Here is a 24,675-nt window from a genome sequence, read left to right as displayed (position 1 = left end):
GGCGTCAGTTGGACCTCGCTCAGTTCGATCCTGCCACCTTGGGCTGCTGCTCCTCGTACATCAGCAGCGGCGGCGCATCGCCGGTGATCGTGCTTTCGTCGATCACCACCTTCTGCACGCCCTTGTAGTTGGGCAGGTCGTACATGACGTCCATCAGCGATTGTTCGAGGATCGAACGCAGGCCACGGGCACCCGTCTTGCGGCGGATGGCCTTGCGCGCAATCGCGGTCAGCGCGGCCGGACGAATCTCCAGCTCGACACCTTCCATCGCCAGCAGCTTCTGATACTGCTTGACCAGCGCATTCTTGGGCTCGACCAGGATCTGCATCAGCGCGGCCTCGTCGAGCTTCGCCAGCGTTGCCACCACCGGCAGACGCCCGATGAGTTCCGGAATCAGGCCGAACTTGATCAGATCCTCCGGCTCGGTCTGCGGGAGTACCTCGCTGACCTCACGCTCTTCCTTGCTCTGCACCTGCGCGTCAAAACCGATGCCGGTCTTGTCCGAACGCTGCATGATGACCTTTTCCAGGCCATCGAATGCACCACCGCAAATGAACAGGATGTTGGTCGTGTCCACCTGCAGGAAGTCCTGGTTCGGATGCTTGCGGCCGCCTTGCGGCGGCACCGACGCCATCGTGCCTTCGATCAGCTTCAGCAGTGCCTGCTGGACACCCTCGCCCGACACGTCGCGCGTGATGGAAGGGTTGTCCGACTTGCGCGAGATCTTGTCGATTTCGTCGATATAGACGATGCCGCGCTGGGCCTTCTCGACCTCGTAGTTGCAGTTCTGCAGCAGCTTCTGGATGATGTTCTCGACATCCTCGCCCACGTAGCCGGCTTCCGTCAGCGTAGTGGCGTCGGCGATCACGAACGGCACGTTCAGCAGGCGCGCCAGCGTCTGGGCGAGCAGCGTCTTGCCCGAGCCCGTGGGCCCGATCAGCAGGATGTTGCTCTTCGACAGCTCGACGTCGTCCTTCTTGCCGAGGTGCTTCAGACGCTTGTAGTGGTTGTAGACCGCCACGGCCAGGATCTTCTTGGCCTGCTCCTGACCAATCACATACTGGTCAAGGCTTTCGCGGATTTCGTGGGGCGTGGGCAGATCCGAGCGCGTGACTGCGGCGGCGTCCTTGTCGGTCGCGGCGGCCTCGTCACGGATAATCTCGTTGCACAGGTCGATGCATTCGTCGCAAATGAACACCGACGGGCCCGCGATGAGTTTCTTTACCTCGTGCTGGCTCTTGCCGCAGAACGAGCAGTAGAGAAGTTTCTCGCTGGATGAACCTTTTTTGTCCGCCATAGGAATCAGTCACATTAGCAGTGTGGATCCCGCCAGAAACGTCCCGGCGGGAAACGCATTAAACGCATCATACGCCAAAACAATTGGCACAGTCGGCGGCATCCCCTGCGTGTGGGGCAAAACGCAAAAACGAGGCGCACAGCCTCGTTCCGGTGTAGCCTTCGTCATTTGGCACGACGCAGGCCAATGCGGCAGGTGCCCGGCATTGCCGGTCACCGCCCGGACGCTTCCGATGGGATGCCTCCGGACCAATGTGCCGACACACCGGCCAAATTTCAACTGCGGCGGGTGATCACCTTGTCGATCAGACCGTAGTCCACCGCCTGGTCGCCGCTCATGAAGTTGTCGCGATCGGTATCGCGGGCAATCTTCTCGACCGGCTGACCGGTGACTTCCGACAGGATGCTGTTCAGGCGCTCGCGCAGGTACAGGATCTCGCGTGCCTGGATCTCGATATCCGAGGCCTGGCCACGTGCACCACCCAGCGGCTGGTGAATCATGATGCGCGAGTTCGGCAGCGCACTGCGCTTGCCCTTGGCACCCGCAGCCAACAGGAACGCACCCATGCTCGCCGCCATGCCCATGCACAGGGTCTGCACGTCGGGCTTGATGAACTGCATGGTGTCATAGATCGCCAGACCGGCCGAAACCGAACCGCCGGGCGAGTTGATGTACAGCGACACGTCCTTGTCCGGGTTTTCGCTTTCCAGGAACAGCAACTGGGCCACCACCAGGTTGGCGGTCTGGTCGTTGACCTCGCCCACCATGAAGACGACACGTTCCTTGAGCAGGCGCGAGTAGATGTCGTACGCGCGCTCGCCCCGGCCGGACTGCTCGACAACCATCGGCACCAGTCCGAGACCCTGGGTCTCCAGGGCAGAAGCCTGCGTGGTGGCCAGACGATCAAGCAAATCATTGCGGGTCATGCAGGTTCTCCAGATATTCAGGAATGGTGTCAACCGGCCAGCGCGCGAGGCCGATTGACACGGACCGGCGCCACGTCAAAGCGTGGCATCCGGCCTTGCCCGACCTCAGGCTTGTGCGGGCGCGGCGGTGAGTTCCTCGAACGACACCGATTTATCCGCAACCTTGGCCTTGTCGCACACGAAATTTACCACGTTGTTTTCGAGCACGTAGGCTTCCATCTCGGCCAGGCGCTGCTGGTCGCCGTAGTACCAGCGCATGACTTCCTTCGGGTCTTCGTAGCTCTTGGCGAAGTCCTCGATTTCAGCCTTGACCTGGTCCGGCTTGGCTTCCAGGCCGTTGGCCTTGACGATTTCGGCCAGGATCAGGCCCAGCTTCACGCGGCGCTCGGCCTGTTGGGCGAACATCTCGGCCGGGATCGGCATGTCCTTGGCATTCGGCATGCCACGTTGCTCGAGGTCACGGCGAGCCATTTCCACCAGGCGTTCCTGATCCTGTTCGATCAGGGACTTCGGCACGTCCAGCTCGCTCACCTTCAGCAGCGCTTCCATGACTTCGTCCTTCAGCATGGAATGCGTGCGGCGCTTGACTTCGCGCTCCAGGTTTTCGCGGATGTCGGCGCGCATCTTGTCCACGCTGCCGTCGGCGATGCCGAGCGACTTGGCAAATGCATCGTCCACTTCCGGCAGGTGGGCCCACTCGACCTTCTTCAGCGTGATCGTGAACTCGGCAGTCTTGCCGGCCACTTCCTTGCCGTGGTAGTCCTCGGGGAAGGTCAGCGGGAACGTCTTGCTCTCGCCTTCCTTCAGGCCCAGCGTGGCCTGCTCGAACTCGGGCAGCATGCGGCCTTCGCCCAGCACGTACACGAAGTCTTCGGCCTTGCCGCCGGCGAATTCGACGCCGTCGATCTTGCCGACGAAGTCGATCGTCACGCGGTCGCCGTTCTGGGCGGCCACTTCGGCACCGCCGTCGCCATGGGCGCCGGCTTCACCGCGGTGGTGGTAGTGCACGCGCTGCTTGCGCAGGATGTCGACGGTCTTGTCGATCTCGGCGTCGCCGATTTCGGTCTTGGTGCGAGTCACTTCGGCCGAGGCCAGCTCGCCGATCTTGACTTCCGGGTACACCTCGAAGGTGGCTTCGAAAGCCAGTTCGTCGTCGGCAACACCGTCGGTCTTGATATCGAACTTCGGCTGACCGGCCACCTTCACGTCCTGGGCCTGGGTGATGTCGAAGAACTTGCGGGCGGCCTTGTCGAAGCGCACTTCGAATTCCACCTGCTGGCCGTACTGCTTCTCGACCATCTTCATCGGCACCTTGCCCGGGCGGAAGCCGGACATTTTCACGGTCTTCGACAGACGTGCCAGACGCTCCTGCGTTTCCTTCTGCACTTCGGCCTTGGGAATAGCCAGGGTCACCTTGCGGTCCAGCTTGCCGAGGTTTTCAATGACGTTCGACATGGTCGTTAATCCAATCCAGAAATAGTTGTTGTCAGCGCACCCATCTGCGCATCCCCCGCCTGGCCGCGGCCAGTGCTCGCGAGCGGAGGTCTCCGCGCAAACGGAAAACGCGGATTATCGCACGGTTTTCATTCGCTTCCGGCAGTTTTTACCCTAGTCAGTCCCGATCCGGCCCAGGATCCTGCCTTGCCGGGTCTGACACCTGCCCGTGACGCAGTGCGCGCAGCAGCAGACGGGCCGGATCGACGGCGTCAGCAAGATCGGCTTCCAGCGGCAGCGGTTCGCCCTCCAGCTGGCAGGCGATCAGTTCGGCGCCCAGTGCGGCCCATGTGAGGCCGCGCGACCCATATGCAAGGGCCGCGAACAACCCCGGCATGCGTGGCAAATCGCGCAAGTGCGCACCCCGCAGCGGGCCGGCATGGGACACCGCGTGGGGTTCGTCGGCCAGGGGCCCGATCAGCGGCAGGCGGTTGTGCGTGACGGTGCGCACGCCCACGTAGCCGGTCAGCGTCCGGGAATCGATCCGGTCCAGCGCAGCGGACCGGTCGGGCAGCAGCGCTGCCAGGCGACCCAGGTTGGCGGCATGCACCACGGCGCTTTCGGCCAGCGGGCCTTCGTCGGGCTCGTAGCTGGAGCCGATCCGGGCCCCGCCCTGCTCGCCGCGCGGCAGCAGGTAGCCGCCGCCGGTGACCACACAATCGGGCCAGCCACCCAGCGCATCCACCTGGGCCGCATCCAGGTCGGTCAGTTGCCCGCGCACGCGGCGCAGTGCGAGGAAGCGCCCGGACACCAGCCGCCCTGCCTCGTGCGCATTGGCAAGCACCAGCACCGGCGCACTGGCCAGCACCGCGCCGGATGCATCGCGGGCCAGCCACTGCCCATCGACATGCTCGATGCCGGCTACCGTGCACCCGAAACGGGCGTCCAGCCTGTCGCTAGCGGCGGCCAGCTGGGCCTGGCAGATATCGGGTGGCGCCACCCATCCACCCTGCGGGAACCAGAGCCCGCCTCGGCCTACCGTGGCGCCGTGGGACGCCGCAGCTTCCTCGGGCGACATCCAGCGCACGAACGACTCGGGAAAGGCCAGTGCGTCCAGCGCCGCCCGTTGCGCCGCGTTATCGGCCTCATCCTCGCCGGTTTGCAGCACGCCACAGCCATGCCAATCCACCGGGTAACCGGCCTCGGACAGCGCACGCCAGGCCCGCAACGCGTGCAGGTTGCCGGCACGTGACAACCGCGACAGCAGGCTGTCATCGGCCGAAACGTGTGCATGCATGGCCGCCGCGCGATGCCCCGACGTCTGGCGCGCCGGCCCGTCGTGGGCATCGAGCAGCGTGACGCGCCAGCCGCGCGCCGCCAGCCTTTCGGTGACCGCGCAGCCAGCCAGGCCAGCACCGATGACGATGGCATGGCGCTCGGCCCAGCGGGCGGCGTCGGGCGGCGAATGGCGACGATTCTTCCAGACCGGCGCGAAGCGCGCGACCGTCATGTCGCGCTTGCCGCCAAACCCAGGGGCCTTGCTGACCTCGAACCCGGTGGCCTGCAGCCCGCGCCGCACGAATCCGGCCGCCGTATAGGTGGCGAGCGTGGCCCCTGTCCGGGCCAACCGGGCCAGCCCGCGAAACACGGTGTCCGACCACATGTCGGCATTGCGCGACGGCGAGAAACCGTCCAGGTAGAACGCATCGGCGCCGGCCACGATCTTCGGCAGCATCGCTTCCACGTCGCCGAAAGCCAGCGTCAGCGTGACCGCCCCGCCCTCGAACGCCAGGCGATGCAGGCCCGGCAGGGCGTCGGGCCACTGGTGCTGGAGTTGTGCGGCCAGCGGCAACAAATCGCCCAGCCCGGCATGCAACTGCGCCAGCCCCTCCCGTGTGAACGGGTGTTTTTCGATCGAAACGAAGTGCAGGCGGGCGCAGCGCTGCGGGGCATCGCGCCATGCCTGCCAGGTGGCGAGGAAGTTCAGGCCCTGCCCGAAGCCGGTCTCGACGATGACAAACTGATCGCGCCCGGCCCAGGCGCCCGGCAATCCATTGCCACCCAGGAAGACGTGGCGGGCCTGCTCCAGGCCGCCGGCGGTGCTGTGATAGACATCGTCGTAACGCGGCGAATACGGGATGCCGTCGTCGGACAGGATGGGCTCGGCGGACTCAAGGGCACGCGGCATGACAGGCAGGAAAAGGCAGGAAACGGAAGGAAAACAATTGGAAAACGGCCGGAAATGGCGGCGGATGGTAGCATAGCGCCCTTCGCGCAAGCCGCCCGCCGGGCCTTGTCTGATCTAAGTTTGCGCGCCGTCATCCCGCCTTGCCATGCTCAGTTATCGTCACGCCTTTCACGCCGGCAACCATGCCGATGTCCTCAAGCACGCCGTCGTCGTCCAGTTGCTGGACTACCTGACGCAGAAGGACAAGCCGTTCTGGTATGTCGACACGCATGCCGGTGCCGGCCTTTATGCGCTGGACCACGCCTACGCGCAGAAAAAATCCGAATTCGAAACCGGGATCGGGCCGCTCTGGCGCGCCGCCGCGGCGGGCCAGGCCCTGCCCGAACTGCTGGAAGCCTATCTCGACCAGGTGCGGGAACTGAACCAGGACGGCAACCTCAAGCACTATCCTGGGTCGCCCTGGCTGGCCTGGCAGATGCTGCGCGATGCCGACCGTTTGCGCCTGTTCGAACTGCACACCACCGAGATCCAGGTCCTGCGCGACAACTTTCGCGGCGCAGGCCGCAAGGTGATGCTCTACGACGGCGACGGCTTCAACGGCATCAAGGCCATCCTTCCGCCGCCGCCGCGCCGAGCACTGGTGTTGATCGATCCGTCATACGAAGACAAGCAGGATTACGCGCGCACGGTCGACACGCTGAAGGCCGGCCTGGAACGGTTCGCCAATGGCGTTTATGCGATCTGGTATCCCGAAGTCCAGCGCCGCGAGTCTACCCAGTTGCCGGCGCAGCTGAAGCGCTTGCCGCTCAAGAGCTGGCTGCATGTGACGCTGACCGTCAAGCATCCGGTGGAAGGCGGCCTGGGCCTGCATGGCAGCGGCATGTTCGTTGTCAATCCGCCATGGACGCTCAAGGCCGCGCTGCAGGAAGCGATGCCGAAACTCGTGGAATTGCTAGGTCAGGACGGTGGCGCCAGCTTCACCATCGAATCGCTCGACAACTAGAGCCCAGGCGGGGCTGTCCATGCGCTTTTGTGCTGCAGCCCACAGACTGGGGCGATTGAGGACGCGATGGTAACGGGAATTCCGCAGACGCCGAGAACACCGTGATTCGCCTGACATCCCCCCACTACCGCGTTCTTTTCGCCATTTGCGCGGTGGCAGTGCTGGTACTGTCCCTGCTGCCGCCCGATGTTCCCGAACCGACCACCGGCTGGGACAAGACCAATCATCTGCTGGCGTTCGGCACGCTGTCCGTACTGGGCGTCCGCGCCTGGCCGGCGCGCGTCTGGCATGTGGCCCTGGCGTTGACGGCTTACGGCGCGGCAATCGAGGCACTTCAGTCGCTGACGTCGTATCGCACTGCGTCCTGGGTCGACTTGCTGGCCGATATCCTCGGCATTGCCATCGGGCTGGCCCTCAGCTTTCGCACGATCCGCGCCTGACGGCCCGACATCACGCTACGCCGCCCGATGCACGGCCGGCGCCATGGCAACCTGCCAGTACGGCGGCGAACCGATGCTGTGCGCAAGATGGGCGCTGAAGGCCTTGAGCTTGGCGCTGGCGCGGGGAGCGGCCCGTAGCAGATAGATGCCGCTCTGCGGCTGCGGCAGCGTGCCTTCGAGCAGCACTTCCACCAGCCGGCCAGCGCCGATATCTTCACCGACGGACCAGTCCGGCATCAGCGCGATACCCAACCCCTGCAGCACCGACAGCCGCCGCGCATCGCAGTCGTCGCACTCCACGGCAAACGTGGCGCTGGCCGCGTGGGCGGGCGAAAGCAGTTCTCGCCAGCCGCGCATGCTGGTGCTGTGCGCGCGGTCGATCAGCCGATGGCGCGCCAGTTCGTCGGCGTGGGCGGGGTGACCGTTGGCCTTGAGATAGGCCGGCGTGGCGCAGGGAATGTAGCGCTGGCTGGCGATGCTGCGTGCGATCAGGTTGCTGTCGGCCTGCTGCCCGACGCGTATGACCAGGTCAAAGCGCTCCAGCACCGGATCGACGATCCGGTCGGTCAGCTCCAGCTCCACCGTCAGCCCCGGATATTGCGCATAGAGACTGCCCAGGTGTGGCACCACATGGCGGCGCGCAAAGGCAGGAAGGCACGCCACCCGCAGCCGCCCGCTCACGCCGTTTTCCACGGCCGCCACGGCGTCGCGTGTCTCGCTCAGGTCTTGCAGGATGCGTGCCGCGCGCTCGAAGAGCAGGTCGCCGGCATCGGTGCGCACCAGCGCGCGGGTCGAACGGGTGAACAGGGCCACCCCCATTTCCCGCTCCAGCGCGTCAATCTGACGCGCCACGGACGATGCCACCTGCCCTCGCCGGCGGGCCACAGCCGAGAAGCTTCCGGTACGCGCCACATCCACGAACGTGGCCAGGTTTTCGGCAAAGCGGACGAATTCCATTTGTGCATCCTCTGCAAAGGCGTTGCGCGATCGTGGCGACTTGCCGCCTGCGCGCCGCTCACATAGTATCGGCGTGACCAAGGCGGGGGCAAGTCTTTGCAGCCGGTGCAAAGAAAGCCGCCCCGCCGGCGGGCCTGCCCCGCCGCCATCCTGCGAGCGCCGCAATGCATCCTTTTGCCTATCAATCGTCTCCCCAGCGCATCGTCTTCGGATCGGGCAGCCTCGCAAGGCTCGCCAGCGAAGTGGACGCCCTGGGTGCCAGCCGCGTGCTCGTGCTTTGTACGCCTGGGCAGCGCAAGCTTGCCGAACAAGTGGCCGAAGCGCTCGGCACGCGCTGCGCCGGCATTTTCGATGGCGCCGTCATGCACGTGCCAACCGAACAGGCACGGCGCGCGCGGGAGATGGCCGCCCAATGTGGTGCCGACTGCTCGCTGGCGATCGGTGGCGGTTCGACCATCGGCCTGGGCAAAGCCATTGCGCTGGAATCGAACCTGCCGGTGATTGCCGTGCCGACCACCTACTCGGGGTCGGAGATGACGCCGATCTACGGGCTGACCGACGCCGGCCTCAAGCGCACCGGGCGCGATCCGCGCGTGCTGCCGCGCACGGTCATCTACGATCCCGATCTCTCGCTTGGCCTGCCTGCCGCGATCAGCGTGACCAGCGGCATCAACGCCATCGCCCATGCCGCCGAGGGCCTCTACGCGTCTGATCGCAACCCGATCAGCCAGTGGATGGCACGCGACGGTATCGCCGCACTGGGCCGGGCGTTGCCCGTGATCGCCGACCCCGCGCCGGGCGCCAGCGCATTGCGCGAAGCGCGCAGCGACGCCCTGTACGGCGCGTGGCTGTGCGGCGCGGTGCTGGGCAGCGTGACCGTAGGGCTGCATCACAAGCTTTGCCACACGCTGGGCGGCACCCTGAACCTGCCCCATGCCGAAGTCCACACCGTGGTGTTGCCCCACGCGCTGGCGTACAACGCCCCGGCCGCACCGGATGCGATGGACGACATCGCCACGGCGCTGGAGGCGGCACACGGCCAGGGACCGCGTGCCGTGTTCGACCTGGCGGCCCGTCTTGGCGCCCCAACCTCGCTGCGCGAACTCGGCATGTCGGCGGCCGATATCGACACCATTACGGCACTGGCCCTGCGCGACCAGTATCCGAACCCGCGCCCCCTTGAACGCGAAGGCATCCGCCAACTGCTGGAGGATGCCTTCGAAGGCAGACCGCCCCGCGCATGATCCGGGCGGGGCGGCAGGCACGGGGCACGAAGCAAGGCGTTGGGCCTTGTCTGGTCTAACGCCCGAAGTGCGGCGGAATCACCGCGTCGACATTGACCCAGACCGACCGCGCCTCGGTGTAGTCGTGCATGGCCTCGAAGCCCATCTCGCGGCCGTAGCCTGACTGGCCGACACCACCGAACGGACTGCCCGGGCTGACACGCTTGTAGCAGTTGATCCAGCACATGCCCGCGCGGATGGCACTGGCAAACCGGTGCGCGCGCGACAGGTCTTTGGTCCACAGCCCGCTGCCCAGCCCATAGTCGGTGGCGTTGGCAATGGCGAGCGCCTCATCGTCCGTCCGGAAGCGCAGTACCGTGACGAACGGCCCGAACACTTCCTCTTGCGCCACGCGGTCGTGCGGCCGTGCTTCCACGATGGTCGGCATCACGTAATAGCCTCGCGCCAGCGCATCGTCCGCCGGCGCCGTGCCGCCGCAGACCAGTCGGGCGCCCTGCTCCTGCGCGATGCCGACATACGACAGCACGCGGTCGCGATGCTGCGCCGACGTCAGCGGGCCCATTTCGGTCTGCGGATCGAGCGGATTGCCGATCCGGATCGATTCGGCCAGCGCACGGAACCGCGTCAGGAATTCGTCGGCAATGCGCTCATGCAGGATCAGCCGCGACCCCGCAATGCACGCCTGGCCCTGGTTGTGGAAGATGGCCCAGGCTGCGCCATTGACCGCGGCATCGATATCGGCATCATCGAACACGATGTTGGCGCCCTTGCCGCCCAGTTCCAGCTGCACACGCTTGAGATTGCCCTGCGAGGCCTCGACGATCCTGCGCCCGGTACCCGTGGAACCCGTGAAGGCGATCTTGCCCACCTGCGGATGCTCGGCCAGGCGCTGGCCGGCGGTATGGCCGTAGCCCGGCACGACATTGACCACGCCATCGGGAAAGCCGACTTCCGCCATCAGTTCTGCAATACGCAGCGACGACAGCGGCGTCAGTTCCGACGGCTTGATGACGACCGTATTGCCCGCCGCCAGCGCGGGGCCCATCTTCCAGCTTGTGAACATCAGCGGGAAGTTCCACGGCACGATCTGGCCGACCACGCCGATCGGCGCGCGCTGCACGTAGTTGAGAAAGCCGGGCTCCACTGGCACCACCGAGCCTTCGAGCTTGTCGGCCATGCCACCGAAATAGCGGAAGCAGGCAGCCGTGCGCGGTACATCAAGTGCGCGCGAATCGCGGATCGGATGGCCCGTATCCAGCGATTCCAGTTGCGCCAGTGCCTCGGCATGGTCCTCGATGGCATCGGCCAGCCGCAGCAGCAACCGGCCGCGTGCGGCCGCGGCCATGCGCGACCACGCCGGGAAGGCACGGCCGGCGGCCGCCACCGCGGCATCGACATCTGCAGCGTCCGCCGCCGCGATGCGGGTGACGACACTGTCGTCGTGCGGGTTGCGTACGTCGATGGTGGCGCCGTCCATGGCATCGACAAAGCGCCCGTTGATAAAGAGTTGGTTCTGCATAGGTGGGGTCGGGTCCGATGTACGCCGCCACGGGTGCGCCCGGGCGGGTGAATGCATTGCGCGCCGGGCTAGTCGGCGACGATATTGCGCGCCTTGATCAACCGCCCCCAGCGCGCCGATTCGTCCTGCACCAGCTTGTTGGCACGCGCGCCGTCGCCAGCCACGATTTCGAAGCCGCTATCGGTCAGTTGTTTCGCCACGGCGGGATCGCGCAGCGTCGCGGTCATCGCGCCATGGAGCCTGGCGACGACATCCGGCGGCGTTTTGGCCGGGGCGATCATCGCCACCCACGAATACGCCTCGAAGCCCTTGTAGGATTCCGCCAGCGTCGGCACGCCCGGCACGTGTTCGTCGCGCCGCGCCGACGTAATCGCCAGCGCCCGCAGCTTGCCCGCCTGGATATAGGGCAGGCACAGCGGCAGGCTTGCCATCATCGAATCGACATGGCCGCCGAGCAGGTCGTTCATGGCCGGGCCGCCACCCTTGTATGGCGTGTGAATGCCGCTGGTACCCGCCGCCTCGTGAAAGGCCTCGGCCACCAGCTGGTTCGAACTGCCGGAGCCCACCGACGCAAACGACACCTTGCCCGGCGTGCGCGCGGCGGCCACGTAGTCCTGGAGCGTCTTGTAGGGCGACGATGCGGGCACCACCAGCACCATCGGCGAGCGCACCATATAGGACACGCCGGTCAGGTCCTTCTGGCCGTCATACGGTAATTTCGGATAGAAATGGCGCTCCGTGGCGTAGCTGTCGAACACCATGCCGATGGTGTAGCCGTCCGGGTGGCTGCGCGCCACCTGCCCCGTGCCGATGGTGCCGCCGGCCCCCGGGCGGTTGTCGACCACCACCGGCTGCTCCAGCCGCTTGCGCAGGCCGTCCTGCGTCTGGCGGGCTACCTTGTCGACCACGCCGCCGGCCGGGAAAGGCACGATCAGCGTCACCGGTTTCGCGGGCCAGGTCTCGGCCCTGGCCCCTGCCACCGGCAACGCCGTCAGCATCGTCACCAGCGCCGTAATGGCCGCGCGGCGCATGGGCCGGCGATGGCCCTGGGCAGGCCGTTCGGCACGCTGGGTGCGTGCGTGTTGGATTTCCATTCTGCTGTCTCCCGGGTCGTGGACGGAATGTGGCGGCTTGCAGCCGGCCTTAATGCGGTCTTCTGGCCGTCTTCTTGCGTTTTCCGCAAAGACCGGATGCCGCCTTGTTGTCCCACCCATCATATGAGGCGGCACGGCCGGTGATAAGCACCAGCCTCTGCCTAACGCCTTTGCGGGAGAAGCAAATATCGGGGAATTGGTACGACGTTGCGCTATCCGCGTGCCAGGGGTGCCGACGTGGACCCGCGCACCACCAGTTCGGGGCGCAGTTCGATGACGACGCTGGCCGTCAGAGGCTTGGCGATCCGGCGCAACAGCAGTTCGGCCGCCTGTTCGCCCATGTCGTGCACCGGAATGCGGATCGTGGTGAGCGGCGGCGTCAGGGCATCGACAAATGGCATGTCGTTGTGGCCGACGATGGACACATCTTCCGGGCAGCGAATGCCATGCTCGCGCAGATAGTCATAGCAGCCCATGGCGACAAGGTCGTTGCCGGCGGCGATGGCGGTCAGGCCGGGCAGCGATTCGAACAGCTGCGCGCAGGCCTTGCGCCCCGCGTCGCGCGCATAGCTGTCGGCCTCGACCACGGCATATTCGCCGCGCCGCAGCCGGTGGCGCTTGACCGCATGCAGAAAACCCTCGCGGCGCGACTCGCCCGTGGAGGTACTGGCCGGGCCCGCAATATGCCCGATGCAGCGATGGCCGAGCGACACCAGATGATCCACCGTCAGTCCCATCGCCAGGGCGCTGTCGCTCACCACGCACGACGCCCGGCCCGTATGCTCGCCACGATTCACCATCACCACGGGGATGCCCACCTTCACGCAGTAATCCAGCAGTGGATCGTCACGCTCGGCAGTCGCCAGGATCAGCCCCTCCACCTGGCGGGCCAGCATCTGGTCGACCACAAAGCGCTGCCGGGTGCGCTCGCCGCCTGCATTCACGACGATCGGCACATAGCCCATCCGGGCCAGCACCGACTCGATGCCCGCCAGGATCGGCGGAAACACCGGATTGGCGATATCGGGCAGGATCACGCCAACCAGCCCCGAGCGCTGCGTACGCAGCCCCGCCGCAATGCGGTTGGGCCGGAAGCCGCGTGCCTCGGCCAGCTTGAGGATACGGGTGGCCACCTCTTCGGCCACAAGGTGGCGAGTCGCCGGGTTCATGACGCGCGACACCGTGGAGTAATGCACGTCGACCTCGGCGGCGAGGTCTTTGATGGTCACGCGTTTGCGCTCGGACATGGGACGGCGGACGCCAGGCTGGATCATTGGGATGCGCCATTCTAGCGTCTGCCGCCTGGCGCCCGTCACTCTCCGCCGCGCACGCCGGATTGCCTGACCACCGGGGCCAGCCTGGTGATCTCGGCCTGGATATAGCTGGCAAATTCCTGTGGCGTGCTGGATCGGGGCTCAGCCCCCTGCGCGGCCAGGCGCTCGCGCACGTCGGGCGCGGCCAGCGCCTTGCCGATCTCGGCGTTCAGCGCGCCGACGATCTCCCTGGGGGTCGACGCCGGCGCCAGCACCCCGAACCAGGAATCGAACGCATAGTCGGGCAGCCCCGATTCCGCCACGGTCGGGATATCGGGCAGCGCCCCAGCCCGCCGGGGCGTGGTCACCGCCAGCGCACGGAGCTTGCCCTGCCTGACAAACGGCATCGCCGACACGCTGGGCGCGAACATCATGTCGCCGCGCCCCGCCATCACATCGGTCAGCGCCTCGCCAGTGCCCTTGTAAGGAATATGCACGATATCGATCCTGGCCTGCATCTTGAACATCTCGCCGCTCAGGTGCGTGGAGCTGCCCGAACCGGCGGAGTCGAAATTCATGGCACCCGGCCTGGCCTTTGCCGCCGCGACGACATCGCGGACCGACTTGTACGGGCTGGCGGCATTGACCACCAGCACGTTCGGGACCGATGCCACCAGCGATACAGGGGCAAAGTCCTTCAGCGTGTCGTAGCCCAGCTTCGGATACAGCGTGGCATTGATGGCAAGCCCCACCGAGACCAGGATCAGTGTGTAGCCATCGGGCGCGGACTTGGCCACCGTGGCAGCGCCCAGCGTGCCGCCGGCGCCGGGCCGGTTGTCGACCACCACCTGCCATTGGCCGGACTCGCCCATCTTGGCACCGATGATGCGCGCCAGGATGTCGGTGGCGCTGCCTGCGGAAAAGGGCACGACCAGCCGGATCGGCCTGGCTGGATACAGGGGCTGCGCGCCCGCCTGCATCGGCACCGCGGCCGCTGCGGCCAGCGCCAGTGCCGCAGCGGAACGGCAAGTCATGGGCCAAAACGCCCCGGGGCGGAAAAACTGTCGAATCATGATGGTCTCCTCGCAACAAATTCCGGTCTGGACGTCAGAAGAAATGCCGCATGCCCAGCGCAAAGGTCTGCGGATCGGCACCGGCACTGACGCCCAGTTCGTTGATGGCAAAGTCGTAGATCGCGTTTTTCTTGTTGTTGATGCGGCTGTAGTACGCAAAGAGCGCCGTGCGCTTTGACAGCGGGTAGTCATAGCCAACGGTGAACTGCGTGGCGCCGGTTTCCGGGCCGCTCCGGAAGAAGCCGATGGTGTCGGTGGACGATCCCGTGCCGTTGGGCGCGAAGGCAAAACCCACGCGCACGCTGCCGGGGCCCAGCTTCTGCACCAGCGACGCGTAGTAGCCGTTGCGCTGCAGGTCGCCCGTGTCGGTGCGGTAGTGCAGGTGCTCGTACAACGCCGCCAGCCGGGTGCCGGGCAGCAACTGGTACGCCAGCGCCACCTTCAGCGCGTTGTCGTTGCGCCCGGCGGCCTGGTAGTGCTGGTGGATTTCGTAGGCGAACGTTGCGCTGAGCGGCCCCCGGTCGTAGACCAGCGCCGCCGAATAAAGCGCGGGATTTCGAGGAACGGCGTTCTTTTCCTCCGGCAGCCCCCAGCCCAGCCACAGGCTGGCACCCCATAGCTGCGGCGACCGGTACTGCACGATGTTCTTCTGGCGGCGGTCGAAGGAACTGGTGTCCTGGACGTTGTCGGAGCTGGACGTCGATCCGTTCCCGATCAGCGCCATGTAGCCCGCCGTGGTCGGGTAGTACGGGTCGTAGCTCGCGGTCGATTCCGTATAGGGCGTCTGCCAGTGCCCCATGAACAGCAGCCCGTAGTCCCCCTGCAGGCCGACGCGCGAATTACGGCCGGCGATCTGCCCCTGGCCGGTATCGAGCGACACATTGCTTTCGATCTGCCAGACGGCCTTGAGCGAGCCGCCGAGCCCCTCTTCCCCCCGGAAACCGAACACCGACCGGTTATTGGTCAGCCGCGCCGTGCCGCCCAGTTTGGTGCCGTCCGTGGCCGTGCTGGCCCGCGAATACTCGATGGCCGTGTTGAGCCGGCCATAAATCGTCACGCCATCTTCCGCCATGGCCTGGCCCGCCACGCCGGCAGACAAGCCAGCCGACGCCAGCGCCAGCGGGACCATGCGGTGCCGCCTGAATGTCTTTCGCATCTTGGGGGTCTCCTCCTCGTTGTTATGGATGCGTTGCAAACGTTTGCAAAACCGGAACAAAAAAATTACGATGCCGCGCGCGGCGGGTACGGCATCGCCAGCAGCAGCATGGCTGGCAGGTTGGATCGATTGGTGACCTGCCGGGCCTCTCCCGGCGCCAGCCTGACGGAGTCGAACCGGCCCAGCGTGACGCTCTCGGTCGGCGTGTGGATGCAGACCTCGCCTTCGAGGACGACGTAGTGCTTTTCAACGGGCGACGCATCCAGCGACGTATGGCCGCCCGGCAGGATCACGGATACGCCCATCCACAGCGCTTCGGATGGGCCGGCCTCGTGTCCCTGCAGGCGCAGGCAATGCATGCCTTCGTGGTTTGCCGGGTAGTAGGCCGGCGCTTCGGCGAATCGGGTCGTGTTCATGGCGTCAGCACCACGCGCTCGGTGGCGCCTTGCAGCACGGCGCGGTAGGCGTCCTTGGCATCGGCCAGTGCATACGTGTAGTCCGGCAGCACCGGAAACGGCTTGAGCTTGCGGGCGGCAAACATTGGCGCCAGCGCGTCGAGGATGGTGGCGCAAGCCTGGCTGTCCATCGCCAGGGTATCGACGCCCACGTAGGTGTGCTGCCCACGGTAGAACGCAAAGATATCGAACGGCACCGGCTTCTCGATGGTCGAGATGAAGATCTGCGTGGCGCCAATGGCCATGGCAAGGTTGGCCTGCTCGAAGTACGGGCTGCCGACCGTGTTGTAGACAATGTCGGCGCCGTGGCCGCCCGTTTCGTTGCGCACCACTTCGGAGATGGTTTCGCGGCTGGCATCGATCATGCGCACCGGGCCGCTGGCGTGGCCGCGATACGGCTCGGCCCCGCGCTCCACGGCAAACACCCGTGCGCCCAGCGCCGTGGCGATCTGGATCGTCGCCTGCCCTACCTTGCCGTTGCCGCCGCCCACCAGCACCACGTCGCCCGCCTTGGGCATGCCGGCACGCCGCAGGCCTTCGTACGCCGTGATAAAGGGCACGCCGACCGCGCCGGCTTCGATCAGCGACACCGCTTCGGGCTTCGCGCGAATGGCCTCCACGCCAATGCGCAGATACCTGGCATGCGTGCCGTCCCGGCGGATGCCGAGTTCGCCGCCGCTGCCCCATACCTGCTGGCCCACCCACTGGCTGGGCCCGTCGATCACCACGCCCGCATAGTCGCGCCCCGGGGTGCGGGGCCAGACCGCATGCGGCATCAGGCCAAGCGTGGCCTTGACATCGCTGGGATTCACTCCCGCACTGGCGACTTCGACGATGCACTGGCCGGTACCCGCCTCCGGGCGTGGCATGCCAACCAGGGACAGTTCGAGCGCGTCGATGGTCGGAGCTTTCTGGTGAACCTGAATCGTGTTCATGATGAATGGATCAAGAAATGGATCAAGAAAAAGTAACCCGGAATGGATCAGGCTTCGCGCAGGCCCAGCTGTGCACGTGCCTCGGAAGCCGATGCGATCTCGCCACCTAAAGATTTGACGATGTCCCGTGCCTTGGCCACCAGCGCGGCGTTGCTGGGCGCCAGCACGCCCTTTTCCAGATAGATGTTGTCTTCGAGACCGACGCGCACGTGCCCCCCCGCCAGCCAGGCCTGCGCGACGATCGGGAACTCGGCCCGGCCAATGCCAAACGCGGACCACTGTGCGCCGGCCGGCAGCATGTTGCGGGCATAGAAGATCGTCTCCGGCGTGGCGGCAAAGCCGTACTTCACGCCCAGCACGAAGGTCCACAGGCCGGTGCCGTTCAGCACGCCGTCGCGCATGAAATCGAGCGCCATGTTCAGGTCGCCGGAATCGAAGATTTCCAGCTCGGGCATGACGCCTGCACTGCGGATGACGTCGGCCATCTTGCGCACGTTCGCGGGCGTGTTGATCACCACATCGGCACCCGAATTCATGGTGTTCAGGTCCAGCGAGCAGACGTCAGGGCGCAAGGCGGCAATATGTGCCACGCGCTTGAGCGGATGCAGCAGCGTGGTGCCCGGCGCGGCCACGCGCGGCTCGTTCTCGTCGGGCACGAAGCGCCCGCCGGGCCCCGTCGTGAGGTTGATGATCAGCCGGCGGTTGCGAGCCCGGATCCGGTCGATCACATCGGCGTAGTAGTCGAGTTCCATCGACGGCCGCCCGGTTTCCGGGTCACGCACGTGGATGTGCGCAGCCGCGGCACCGGCTTCGGCGGCTTCGAGCGCGGCCTCGGCGATCTGCGCCGGGGTCACCGGCAGCCCGGGGTGCTGCGCAGGCGTGACGATATTGCCCGTCACCGCGCAGGTAATGATGGTCTTTCTGGCGTGCATGATGATTCGAAAGGAAAGGCGTGTGAGGAAAGGATCAGCCGAGTTGGCGTCCGCCATCGACCACGATGGTGGTGCCCGTAGCGAACCGCAGCGACGTGGCGCAGGCGACGATGGCGTCGGCCACATCCTCGGCCTGGCCGATACGGCGCAGCGGCGTGGTTTTTGCGGCCCGTTCGTTGAACGTGCTGTCGCGGCCCGGCACGAAGGCCGTGTCGACGACGCCCGGCGATACGTTGAGGACGCGGATTTCAGGCGCCAGCGCCCGGCCCAGCGACATCGCCATCACGTCGAGACCGGCCTTGGCGGCGCAGTAGGCAACGTTGCTGCCCTGCCCCGTGCGCCCGGCGATCGAGCCGACATTGACAACCAGCCCTTGGCCGCCGGCCCGCAACGCCGGCGCGAAGGCCCGGATGGCCGCGAACTGGCCGCGCCAGTTGACGGCGAACAATTCGTCGATCAACGCGTCGTCCAGGGCATCGAGATCGGCGTGCGGAATGGCGCGCGTAAAGCCCGACGTATTGACGAGGATGTCCACGCGGCCGTAGTGGTGCAGTACATCGGCCGCCAGCCCCTGCAGCGATGCGCTATCGGCAACTTCGGCCCGCGCGGCCATATGGTTGCCGGCAGGCAGGTCTTCGACCGTCCTTGCGGTGCGCCCGGCATCGCGTCCGGTCAGCACGACGCTGGCGCCCAGGTTGGCCAGCGCGCGTCCGGCGGCAAAACCGATGCCGCCGGTTCCTCCAATGATGACGGCAACCTTGCCGGAGAGATTCGTAATGGTCATGGTGTGGCGCAGTGAATGCGTAGATGGCCTTGTTGGTCAGAAGATGGGAGTTGTCAGTCGATGGGAGGCGTGGGAAACGTCTGTTCGCCCGGTTCGAGCGTGAAGTCGAACTGCAGCGTGTAGTACGGGGCCGGCAGTTCTCCCCATGGGCTCCGTCCCGTCTCTACAAGCTGGAAGGCGCCAACGAGCTGCCGGTGCACGCCGAACGTGACATCGGTTTCCAGAATGTCGGAGTCGTCGGCAAAGACCTGCGTCACGAGCGTGCGATACCCCGGCGCCGCCACGATGAAATGGATGTGCGCGGGCCGGTACGGGTGCCGCTGCTGGGCAGCCAGCAACGCGCCGACCGGCCCATCGGTCGGCACCGGATAGCCGGCGGGACGCACCGTGCGAAAGTGATAGTGGCCGTCCGCGTCGGTATGGAACATCCCGCGCAGGTTCCGGTCGGGCTGGCGCGGGTCCTGGTTGTCGTACAGGCCCACCGGCGATGCCTGCCAGACCTCCACCATGGCGTTGGACAACACCGAACCGTCCGTAGCCCGCACCGTGCCGCTCACGAACAGCGGCAACCCGGGCGAATCGTCCTGCACTACGCAATCGCCGCACTGGTAGCGTGGTGCGTTGGCACGATAAAACGGCCCCAGCAGCGCTCCGGGCGTGCGGCCGCCTTGCGTGCTGTTGTTCATCGTCGTCACCAGCGTCGACAGCCCGAGCACATCGGCGGCCAGCACCACCTCGTTGTTGGTGGCGTGCGTCGCGTGCCCGAGCGCGGCGACAAATGCCAATGCCCGCTCGAATTCCTCGTCGGTGGGCCTGACCTCGCGCAGGAACGCATGCAGATGCGATACCAGTGCGGCCATCACAGTGCGCAGCCGGGCATCTTCGGTCCTTGCCATGGCTTGCAGGACCACCCCGGTCACCGACGCCTCATCTTCGATCAGGGATAGCGCACTGACCGGCTTTGGCGCCGGCTTGTCGTGTTGCGTCTCCATATCCACTCCTTTCTTTGCAAACGTTTGCATTATGGTCGGTTAGACGCGAATGGCAAGGACGCAAGGCAGGACATAAAGTGGCGAAATACAGACTTCCGCGAAGAAATCGCCGCGAAATCAAGGCGCGAAAGACGGCATCGGGTCAAACCCTAGCGGCGTCCGAAACACGGCAGGCCACACGCTAATCGGCGCTCAAGCCCGCGCTTAATATGTCGTTAATACTCCACATCGCGTAAAGCTTCGTGGATCATATGGTCGCCATCACTTCCGTAGGCACGCAAGGTCTCGTCGGCACGACCGGCGCCAATTCCTCATCGCCAGCTGCCGCCGCGCCGTCGCAAGCGCCGGCAAGCTCCGCGTCGACCGTCACGCTGGGGCGATCCGCGCCCCAGCCGGCCAACTGGCCCACCTATTCGGCAAAGAGCGTGGGCCCGACCCCGGTGTGGGAGCACGCGATTGGTGATCCGATCTCGATGAGGATGGCCGGGAACATGTCCGCCTCCAGGCTCTCCGCGCGATTCGCGGGGCTTGGCGAGGCCCTGCTGAACCAGGTTGCCGGTGGCGGCGCCAGCTTCTCGCAATCCGTTATCCAGATGCCGGCCGACGAACCGATCGACGCCGTGGCGTCGTCGAGCTTCCAGGCGCACTCGACCAGCGAGATCCAGCTGACCATCACCACGCGCAGCGGTGCAACGGTGGGCATCACGCTGGGCAGCGACGGGGACAGGCTGCGCGTGCAGGCTTCGGTCACGGATGGCCAGCTCACCGACAGCGAGCGCGACGCCCTCGGGAAACTCTCGGCATCGTTCCAGAAATCGATCGACGCCCTGAACGAAGTGCCACCGCGGATCGACATTGGCGGCCTGATGCAGTACGACGCCAGCCAGCTTTCGTCCGTGCATCTGCAGGCCAGCCTGTCGCTCGGCAACAATCAGACGCAGACCCTTGATTTCCAGGCCGACGACAAGGTGCGTTCGCTGACGTCGACCGGCCCCACTGGCACGGTAAAGCTGAGCGTCGACACCACCAGCCCGGCAATCTTCGGCTCCCCGGCACAGCAGGCCAAGGCCGTCAGCCAGTACCTGAAGCAGTTCGACGACGCAAAGGCCCGCGGCCAGGGCGACGCAGCGCTGGTCGCCATGTTCAAGGACGCCTTCAGCGCCCTGCACAGTCAGTACCACACCGCCACCACCCAGCAGCCGCGCTTTACCTTCAGCGCCGGTGACCATGGCATGCTGACCGGCCTGGCCGACTTCTCCGCCTCGATCTCGCAGACGCCCGCCGCCATCAATCCCCTGCGCTCTGATGAAGTGGACAGCTTTGACTACCAGGTCTCGCAAACCACGCAATTGCTGGGCCGAGGCCAGGCTGACCGCGGCGCCCGCCAGCAACAGCAGTCGAGCCTGGATGCCAGCTATCACAGTGCGCTGTCCGCAGACACGTCGCTGTCCCTGGACGAGAGCCCGTATTCGCAGAACTACTACTACGAGCAGATCCACGACAAGGCCAGCAGCGAATCAGAATTCGCCTATCGCAAGGGCAACCTGATGAAGGCCTCGATCACGCAATCGGTCGAGCAGTCGCGCCATACGCAGAAGTACGTGATGGGCCATCTCGAGGAAGACACGACGTCGCCGGCATCCAAGTCCCGCACGATCGACGTGCTGGCCCTGGTCAAGGCCGCCGAAAAGCAAAGCAATCTCGGCCTGCGCCGCAACGACGAGGTCCGCGAGAAGGTGCTGTCGGGCATGCAGGAGAAGGTGTTGCTGGTGGCGAATGTGGCGGGGCTGATGGGGTCGATCGGCGTTGGCGCGTAGTGCCTGGTACCGGTTCACCGGTGCAGCGTCCTTATCGGACAGATGCTTTTTCGTCCGCTGCCTGCCGGGAACCGCCACCCCTACGCGTCGATGATGCGGTCGACGGGGGATACCCGATGTGGGTGGCCAATCAGATGGGGCGCCGAGTGGACGATAATCGGCCGCGCGCCATTAGACAGGCAGCAGTTAAACTATTGATTTAAAAGAAAAATTGGTGCGAGGGAGGGGACTCGAACAGCGGCGTAAATATTGCCTGTTACGCACAACAGCGTAATGCGGGCGTAACCGCTCGGAAGAGTTCAGGAATCACGGCAGCGATATACTGTATGTCCATACAGTATTCACTTCGTCATGCCGCGCCTTGCTCCCAAGTCTCGCCCACCCGTTCCGCCGGGCGGCCTGCCGGTCAACCCGATCCGCCCGGACTACGACCGCTACTACACCCTGGACGACGCCGGCCGGCCGGTCCGGTGCTACGACTACACCGAGCATTCCATGTGGCAGTGCTGCGAGGGCAAGGCCTGGCAGATCAAAGACATCCTGCCGGCTTACGCTGTCGACGTCTGGACCTACTTCTCTGGCTGGGCCAGCCTGAAGGATGACAAGCCGCCGATGTTCCGGACGACGATCAGCGGCTGCCTGAGCAAGTCCTTTGAATCGGAGACATGGGAAGAGGCGGAGGACAAGCACCGGCGGGTGCTGGAAAAGGTCCGGGCCACCCTGCCGCGCAAGGATTGACCCGTTCGGGCGATGGCGCCGCCAGCTGCAGCGTGCCATTCTCTGCCCTGCCGGGAAACCGGCACTACTTCTTTCATTCACTTCGCGCCACGACCACCCGGCCGTGGCTTTTTTTTGCGGGCGTGGCAGACGCCTCTGCCTCCCTCCTCGGGGTGACTGTCCGAGCATCGGCGCCGTGGATACAATCCCCCTTGGCCACCTGGCCGACTCCCGGAGGATCACCGTGAAGCTGACCCGCGCCTCTCTGTGCGCCGTTGCATTGATCGCCGCCGCCCTGTCCGGCTGCGCCGCTACCCAGAACATCACCGCAACGGATCTGCGCACGCCGGAGCATGCCTACGGCGCGACGGTGTTGCCGATGACCATCGCCCAGGTCCGTACTGCGCTGTTCGACTATCACCGAAACTGCCGCCCCCATGCCAGCGTGGACTACGATCCAGCCGGATTGGGACGGCTGACAATAATTGGCGCCGGCATGGGCCGGTCGACCACAAGCGTGATGTACGCGATCGACTTCGACGGTCTTCCCGATGGCAAGACCAAAGTGAGCGGATACGCATACTACACGGCCGACCGCGTAATGATCGATAAAAAGCTCGCGACCATCAAAGACCCGAAAAACTGCCTCATATGACCCGGTACTCTCTGTGCGCCGTTGCATTGATCGCCGCCGCCCTGTCCGGCTGCGCCACCCCGGCTGGACAATTGGCAGAATCCGATTTCGCCTGGTCGCAGTTCACCCTCCCGATACCGCCCCACCAAGCGTATCGCCAGGTCATGGAGCGCCAGCGACAATGCGGCGGAGACACCGTGCCGGAAGGGCAGTTTTATTCCGATGTAGCACTCAATCACATCGACTTCTATCTGGTCACTGGCTTTACGCGCACCCGCGGAAACTTCGTGTTTGGCACGATTGAACTTCAATCGGCACCCAATGCCTCCACGCGAGTTCGCATCGGTGTACAGCGCGTTTACGACAACCCCGTGTTTGGCGCGCGCGGCCTAAAGCGGCAAGCCATGGTCGATACGATGCGGAACCCGGGCTTGCCATGCGACTACGAGGCTGAGAAGCTCTCCGATCGACCGGAGGCGTAGCACCGTCACGCTACCGGCGGCGCGAGCGTACTTCCTGCTCGATGTCCGCCAGCCGCTTCCCCTGCTCCGCGGCGCGTTCATCGCGCCAGGCAAAGTCCCTCCTTGCATCCGCTGCCGTGTAACGGTCCGACTCCATCCGCTCGATGGTCTTTTTCATGGCCACCATCTCGGTCTTGATCTCGATCAGCGCCGAGTTCGTGGCCTCCCGTTGGCCGAAGTAGGCGGCCATGGTGGCCACCAGCGCCACCAGCAACCCCCAGAACGGAATCGTCGGTCGCTCCATTCGCACTGGCAGATGCTCATTCCCCTGCATAGCAGCCCTCCCTGGCTGTGATCGCGGAGTCCAGTGCAACCCAGTCGCGACGGAAGTTGTGATAGATCTCGGCCGCCACGACATACGCGCGCACCACCGCCCCCATACTGTCATCGGCGGGCGCCGGGAGCTTTTCCGGCGGCGGCCTCCGCAGGCTGGCCGGAATCGGTTGGCACTCTGCCCTCGGCGGCGGCGACGAGGCTGCGCAGGACGCTAGAACCAACGCGGCAATCACGAAACACGGGCTTTTCAACAATTTGGGGCTCCACTTGTTCCCGGATGGTCCGGTAGATGGTGACGATCTTCTCGCGGTCCTCCTCTTTGGCCGCAATGACGTCCTGGTCTTTGTCCACGAGTTGCTTGTTCAGTCGAGCCACTTCCTTGTTGCGCGCGTCGATGCTGGCCTTCAATTCCGCCTGCCCGGCGGTGAAGCCAGTCTGATAGACATCCTTGCGCCAGGCGACCACTCCGGCCACCAGCAGCGCCACCGCGAGCGCTGCGACCACGGCGCCAATTCCAATCCGCAGGAATGGATTCATGTCACACCCTCCAGCCTGCCCTCGCCAAGGGCACGCCGCTGCCCCTTCACGATCTGACAAACGGTGGAAGCCGCAAGACCGTACTCGGCAGCCAGATCACACTGGCGTGCACCTGCGTCGTACGCTGCTTTCAGGCACTCCACATCAGCGTCGGAAATCTTAGCCATCGGATGCTTCTGACCACGCCGATCGGCACAACGGCCCTTCTTTGCTTTATCAGCCATGTTCTCGGCCTGCGTTCCAAGGAATAGGTGATCGGGGTTCACGCAACAGGGCACGTCGCAGCGGTGCAGAACAAACCGATCACCAATCTCCCCTTTGAACATCTCGTAGGCGACTCGATGTGCCCCTTCGCGCGCCATACTCGGCAGTCCCAGCCAGAATCGCACGTGCCCGTGCTGGTTTGTGTCGGCCGCCGTGGCTATCCAGCAGCCGGAAAATGGAAGTCGTTCGACCTGCTGCATGAACCTGTCGACGACGGTCTGTGGATA

General features: G+C 65.3%; 25 protein-coding genes. 7 read left to right on the top strand and 18 right to left on the bottom strand.

The features are described from left to right. Window positions 1-19: 19 nt before the first annotated feature. The 4 genes from clpX to mnmC all read right to left on the bottom strand — a co-directional run bounded on the left by clpX (window position 20) and on the right by mnmC (window position 5,845). On the bottom strand, window positions 20-1,297 hold the full coding sequence (clpX, locus tag ACOABP_RS16575; RefSeq protein ID WP_066738113.1) for an ATP-dependent Clp protease ATP-binding subunit ClpX: 1,278 nt from the start codon (window positions 1,295-1,297) through the stop codon (window positions 20-22). A gap of 275 nt (window positions 1,298-1,572) precedes the next feature. Beyond that, the gene (gene clpP / locus ACOABP_RS16570; protein WP_008651661.1) at window positions 1,573-2,223 is read right to left on the bottom strand and encodes an ATP-dependent Clp endopeptidase proteolytic subunit ClpP; all 651 of its coding nucleotides are present in this window, start codon (window positions 2,221-2,223) and stop codon (window positions 1,573-1,575) included. Between the two features lie 105 nt (window positions 2,224-2,328). Further along, window positions 2,329-3,678: a trigger factor gene (tig, locus tag ACOABP_RS16565; protein WP_066738114.1), complete on the bottom strand. Its 1,350-nt coding sequence runs from the start codon at window positions 3,676-3,678 to the stop codon at window positions 2,329-2,331. A 157-nt stretch (window positions 3,679-3,835) separates the two neighbouring features. Beyond that, window positions 3,836-5,845 (bottom strand): bifunctional tRNA (5-methylaminomethyl-2-thiouridine)(34)-methyltransferase MnmC2/FAD-dependent 5-carboxymethylaminomethyl-2-thiouridine(34) oxidoreductase MnmC1, encoded by a 2,010-nt coding sequence (mnmC, locus tag ACOABP_RS16560; protein WP_474226227.1) that lies wholly within the window; start codon window positions 5,843-5,845, stop codon window positions 3,836-3,838. 145 nt (window positions 5,846-5,990) lie between these two features. Here mnmC and ACOABP_RS16555 point away from each other — a divergent pair, with 145 nt between their 5' ends. Both ACOABP_RS16555 and ACOABP_RS16550 read left to right on the top strand, forming a co-directional pair. Further along, complete coding sequence (locus tag ACOABP_RS16555) at window positions 5,991-6,848, top strand: 23S rRNA (adenine(2030)-N(6))-methyltransferase RlmJ (protein ID WP_474226225.1); 858 nt, start codon at window positions 5,991-5,993, stop codon at window positions 6,846-6,848. 101 nt (window positions 6,849-6,949) lie between these two features. Then, the gene (locus ACOABP_RS16550; RefSeq protein ID WP_474226224.1) at window positions 6,950-7,288 is read left to right on the top strand and encodes a VanZ family protein; all 339 of its coding nucleotides are present in this window, start codon (window positions 6,950-6,952) and stop codon (window positions 7,286-7,288) included. A 15-nt stretch (window positions 7,289-7,303) separates the two neighbouring features. On the opposite strand, the gene ACOABP_RS16545 is transcribed toward ACOABP_RS16550, so the two are convergent. Next, entirely contained in the window at window positions 7,304-8,245 is a 942-nt protein-coding gene (locus tag ACOABP_RS16545) for a LysR substrate-binding domain-containing protein (RefSeq protein ID WP_474226222.1), read from the bottom strand. A 164-nt stretch (window positions 8,246-8,409) separates the two neighbouring features. Here ACOABP_RS16545 and ACOABP_RS16540 point away from each other — a divergent pair, with 164 nt between their 5' ends. Next, on the top strand, window positions 8,410-9,489 hold the full coding sequence (locus ACOABP_RS16540) for a maleylacetate reductase (protein WP_474226221.1): 1,080 nt from the start codon (window positions 8,410-8,412) through the stop codon (window positions 9,487-9,489). A 55-nt stretch (window positions 9,490-9,544) separates the two neighbouring features. Here the strand turns inward: ACOABP_RS16540 and ACOABP_RS16535 are convergent, their stop codons facing one another. The 10 genes from ACOABP_RS16535 to ACOABP_RS16490 form a co-directional block, all read right to left on the bottom strand. After that, complete coding sequence (locus tag ACOABP_RS16535; protein ID WP_474226220.1) at window positions 9,545-11,008, bottom strand: aldehyde dehydrogenase family protein; 1,464 nt, start codon at window positions 11,006-11,008, stop codon at window positions 9,545-9,547. A gap of 68 nt (window positions 11,009-11,076) precedes the next feature. Continuing rightward, window positions 11,077-12,102 (bottom strand): Bug family tripartite tricarboxylate transporter substrate binding protein, encoded by a 1,026-nt coding sequence (locus ACOABP_RS16530; protein ID WP_474226218.1) that lies wholly within the window; start codon window positions 12,100-12,102, stop codon window positions 11,077-11,079. Between the two features lie 212 nt (window positions 12,103-12,314). Continuing rightward, window positions 12,315-13,349 carry a LacI family DNA-binding transcriptional regulator gene (locus ACOABP_RS16525; RefSeq protein WP_474226216.1) on the bottom strand — a complete coding sequence of 345 codons (1,035 nt, stop codon included), beginning with the start codon at window positions 13,347-13,349 and terminating at the stop codon, window positions 12,315-12,317. A gap of 65 nt (window positions 13,350-13,414) precedes the next feature. Beyond that, window positions 13,415-14,389: a tripartite tricarboxylate transporter substrate binding protein gene (locus ACOABP_RS16520; protein ID WP_474226214.1), complete on the bottom strand. Its 975-nt coding sequence runs from the start codon at window positions 14,387-14,389 to the stop codon at window positions 13,415-13,417. 73 nt (window positions 14,390-14,462) lie between these two features. After that, entirely contained in the window at window positions 14,463-15,557 is a 1,095-nt protein-coding gene (locus ACOABP_RS16515; RefSeq protein ID WP_474227862.1) for a porin, read from the bottom strand. Window positions 15,558-15,649: 92 nt separating this feature from the next. Further along, on the bottom strand, window positions 15,650-16,000 hold the full coding sequence (locus tag ACOABP_RS16510) for a cupin domain-containing protein (protein WP_474226212.1): 351 nt from the start codon (window positions 15,998-16,000) through the stop codon (window positions 15,650-15,652). Continuing rightward, window positions 15,997-16,974 (bottom strand): quinone oxidoreductase family protein, encoded by a 978-nt coding sequence (locus ACOABP_RS16505; protein ID WP_474226211.1) that lies wholly within the window; start codon window positions 16,972-16,974, stop codon window positions 15,997-15,999. Before ACOABP_RS16505 ends, ACOABP_RS16510 begins: the two co-directional genes overlap by 4 nt. Window positions 16,975-17,021: 47 nt before the next feature. Then, complete coding sequence (locus ACOABP_RS16500; protein ID WP_474226209.1) at window positions 17,022-17,906, bottom strand: beta-keto acid cleavage family enzyme; 885 nt, start codon at window positions 17,904-17,906, stop codon at window positions 17,022-17,024. Window positions 17,907-17,940: 34 nt separating this feature from the next. Continuing rightward, entirely contained in the window at window positions 17,941-18,690 is a 750-nt protein-coding gene (locus tag ACOABP_RS16495) for an SDR family NAD(P)-dependent oxidoreductase (RefSeq protein ID WP_474226207.1), read from the bottom strand. A gap of 53 nt (window positions 18,691-18,743) precedes the next feature. Beyond that, window positions 18,744-19,682 carry a dioxygenase family protein gene (locus ACOABP_RS16490; protein WP_474226205.1) on the bottom strand — a complete coding sequence of 313 codons (939 nt, stop codon included), beginning with the start codon at window positions 19,680-19,682 and terminating at the stop codon, window positions 18,744-18,746. Between the two features lie 251 nt (window positions 19,683-19,933). Between ACOABP_RS16490 and ACOABP_RS16485 the strand changes: the two genes are divergently transcribed. From ACOABP_RS16485 to ACOABP_RS16470, 4 genes are all read left to right on the top strand, one after another. Further along, a complete protein-coding gene (locus ACOABP_RS16485; protein ID WP_474226203.1) occupies window positions 19,934-21,499 on the top strand; it encodes a hypothetical protein in 1,566 nt (521 codons plus the stop codon). 351 nt (window positions 21,500-21,850) lie between these two features. Next, window positions 21,851-22,237, top strand: coding sequence for a hypothetical protein (locus ACOABP_RS16480; RefSeq protein ID WP_474226202.1), 387 nt, complete (start codon window positions 21,851-21,853; stop codon window positions 22,235-22,237). Between the two features lie 223 nt (window positions 22,238-22,460). After that, window positions 22,461-22,871: a hypothetical protein gene (locus tag ACOABP_RS16475; RefSeq protein WP_474226201.1), complete on the top strand. Its 411-nt coding sequence runs from the start codon at window positions 22,461-22,463 to the stop codon at window positions 22,869-22,871. Next, a complete protein-coding gene (locus ACOABP_RS16470) occupies window positions 22,868-23,332 on the top strand; it encodes a hypothetical protein (protein WP_474226199.1) in 465 nt (154 codons plus the stop codon). The genes ACOABP_RS16475 and ACOABP_RS16470 overlap by 4 nt, the downstream gene beginning before the upstream one ends. A 10-nt stretch (window positions 23,333-23,342) precedes the next feature. Here the strand turns inward: ACOABP_RS16470 and ACOABP_RS16465 are convergent, their stop codons facing one another. The 3 genes from ACOABP_RS16465 to ACOABP_RS16455 form a co-directional block, all read right to left on the bottom strand. Continuing rightward, complete coding sequence (locus ACOABP_RS16465) at window positions 23,343-23,615, bottom strand: hypothetical protein (RefSeq protein WP_474226198.1); 273 nt, start codon at window positions 23,613-23,615, stop codon at window positions 23,343-23,345. 140 nt (window positions 23,616-23,755) lie between these two features. Beyond that, entirely contained in the window at window positions 23,756-24,184 is a 429-nt protein-coding gene (locus ACOABP_RS16460; protein WP_474226196.1) for a hypothetical protein, read from the bottom strand. Next, window positions 24,181-24,648 carry an HNH endonuclease signature motif containing protein gene (locus ACOABP_RS16455; protein WP_474226195.1) on the bottom strand — a complete coding sequence of 156 codons (468 nt, stop codon included), beginning with the start codon at window positions 24,646-24,648 and terminating at the stop codon, window positions 24,181-24,183. Before ACOABP_RS16455 ends, ACOABP_RS16460 begins: the two co-directional genes overlap by 4 nt. Window positions 24,649-24,675 lie beyond the last annotated feature (27 nt).

It is taken from the genome of Cupriavidus sp. HE11, from assembly GCF_056097175.1.
Note: the sequence above shows the minus strand (reverse complement) of the source record. Positions and strands in the feature narration are given on the sequence as shown.